This window comes from Candidatus Neomarinimicrobiota bacterium (assembly GCA_022573815.1).
Lineage (GTDB): Bacteria > Fidelibacterota > SORT01 > SORT01 > SORT01 > JACZTG01.
Window position 1 is genome coordinate 1 of sequence record JACZTG010000064.1, and the last position, 2,044, is coordinate 2,044.

Sequence of the window (2,044 nt, forward strand, 5' to 3'; positions counted from 1 at the left end):
TCGCTCATTATTGATACCTATATAGTGAAAGAATCAATGAAGAATATCTTACATACATTAGGAAGTTTCAAGGAGTATCTTCTATCTGGTTCTTGATTTTAGTTTCAGAACTAAGATATATTGGAATTCGATAATATTAAATAAATAAAATTATTTGGTAAGGAACTTGTATGATTGTACACAGAAAAAGCGGAGAAAGGGGTCATTTCAATTACGGCTGGCTGGAAACCTATCACAGTTTTTCATTCGGAACTTATTACGACCCTGAAAACGTGCAGTTCGGTCCGCTGCGAGTGCTGAACGAAGATTTTATTCAGGGCGGGACCGGATTCGATACTCATCCGCATCAGAATATGGAGATAGTGACGTATGTGCTTTCGGGAACTCTTGAGCATAAGGACTCCACAGGCGGCGAAGGGCTTATAAAAGCAGGGGAATTGCAGCGGATGTCGGCAGGCTCCGGTATCTACCATTCTGAGAAGAACGCAAGCGAGACCGAGTCCGTTCATCTGATGCAAATATGGTTCACACCGGAAAAGGAAGGAATAGAGCCGGGATACGAGCAGAAAGAGGTGAGCGTGGGAGCAGAAAACCTGTTCACACCGGTTGTGACCAAAGGGGGTGGAGACGGAATGCTGGATATCAATCAGGATATAACAGTTTATGTGGGAGATCTGCCTGAAGGAGATACGGGTTCCATCGAAATAAAAGAGGGACGGTTGGGATATCTGCATAACAGCCTGACGGGAAAAATCTTAGTTAACGGAATCGAAATGGAGCCGGGAGACGGATTGAAAATCACAGGTCATGAGAAATTGGATTTCGAGGCGAAATCAGACTCGCGGCTTATCCTGTTTGATATGTTGACGTTGGACACGACAGAGACGGCAAATTAATGGCAGATACGTATGATATTATAGTAATAGGCGGCGGGATGGGCGGATCGGCTGCCGCACTTCGCGCTGTTCAATATAATTTGAACACGTGCTGGTTTTACGGTGATAAGAAAACATCAAAAACCTCACGTTCCAAGTGGATTTATAACATCGATAATATGATAGGATTTCATTATGGTGTAGTGAAGGACGAGTTAGTGAAACTGTTTTCCAAGCCGGAAGATAAAGAGGTAAGGCAAAAAATAGAGACTGCCCACATCCATTTTAGCGGTAAAGGAGTTTTAAAAAACACTCGCGATAGGATTGAAACCAGTAACTCGGATCAGATAGAAATTATCGATAGCGCAGCAACTTCCGCGAAATATGAGGACGGTTATTTTGTAGTGTCTGACGGATCCCGGGAAGTAAAGTCCGAATATCTCGTGGTTGCTACCGGAGTGATGGACACTCAACCTCACATCCTGAAGGTACGTGGCGAAGACATTATTGATGCCACGAAATGGATATATCCTTACGCTAACAGGGAAACCATTCTCTATTGTATCAGATGCGAGGGTCATCTGACGCGAAACGAGAGTGTGGCGGTAATCGGAAGCGGAGCGGCGGCGAAATGGATTTCGTTTATGCTGCACGAGCGTTACGGGGTAAATGTATGTATACTCACCAACGGCGAAGAGCTGGACTCTGATGAGGAAACCGATAAGCTGATAGAACTCTACAATATTAAAGTATATAAAGAACGCATTACGGACGCTGTTGGCGAAAAGGGCGGACAGCTGAGAAAGTTTATGTTGGCGGACGGAACTGAAATTGAAGTGAAATTCGGACTCGTGGCAATGGGGTTGCATCGGGTTTATAATGACCTGATAGTGCAGCTGGGCGGAGAGCTAATGGACGAAGGTTTGCCAACTGAAAAGCGGCATGTGAAAGTTAACAAACAGAGCGAAACTTCAGTTAAAAATCTATTTGTAGTGGGCGATATGGCAAAAAGGGATAACGAAATAGTGATGAAACAGATTTATACGGCGCAGGAATATGCCGTTAGGGCGGTGGATTCTATAGACTCGCGAACCCGAACGAAACGAAGAAAAGAACTGCTGGCAAAATAGGCGAACCGGTATTTGAAAACCTGGCAGGAAAGATACGGC

General features: G+C 44.5%; 2 protein-coding genes. Both read left to right on the forward strand.

Annotated features, from left to right (window positions below):
- Positions 1-170: 170 nt before the first annotated feature.
- Positions 171-896 carry a pirin family protein gene (locus IIB39_11380; GenBank protein MCH8929297.1) on the forward strand — a complete coding sequence of 242 codons (726 nt, stop codon included), beginning with the start codon at positions 171-173 and terminating at the stop codon, positions 894-896.
- The gene (locus IIB39_11385; protein ID MCH8929298.1) at positions 896-2,005 is read left to right on the forward strand and encodes an NAD(P)/FAD-dependent oxidoreductase; all 1,110 of its coding nucleotides are present in this window, start codon (positions 896-898) and stop codon (positions 2,003-2,005) included. The genes IIB39_11380 and IIB39_11385 overlap by 1 nt, the downstream gene beginning before the upstream one ends.
- Positions 2,006-2,044: the final 39 nt, after the last annotated feature.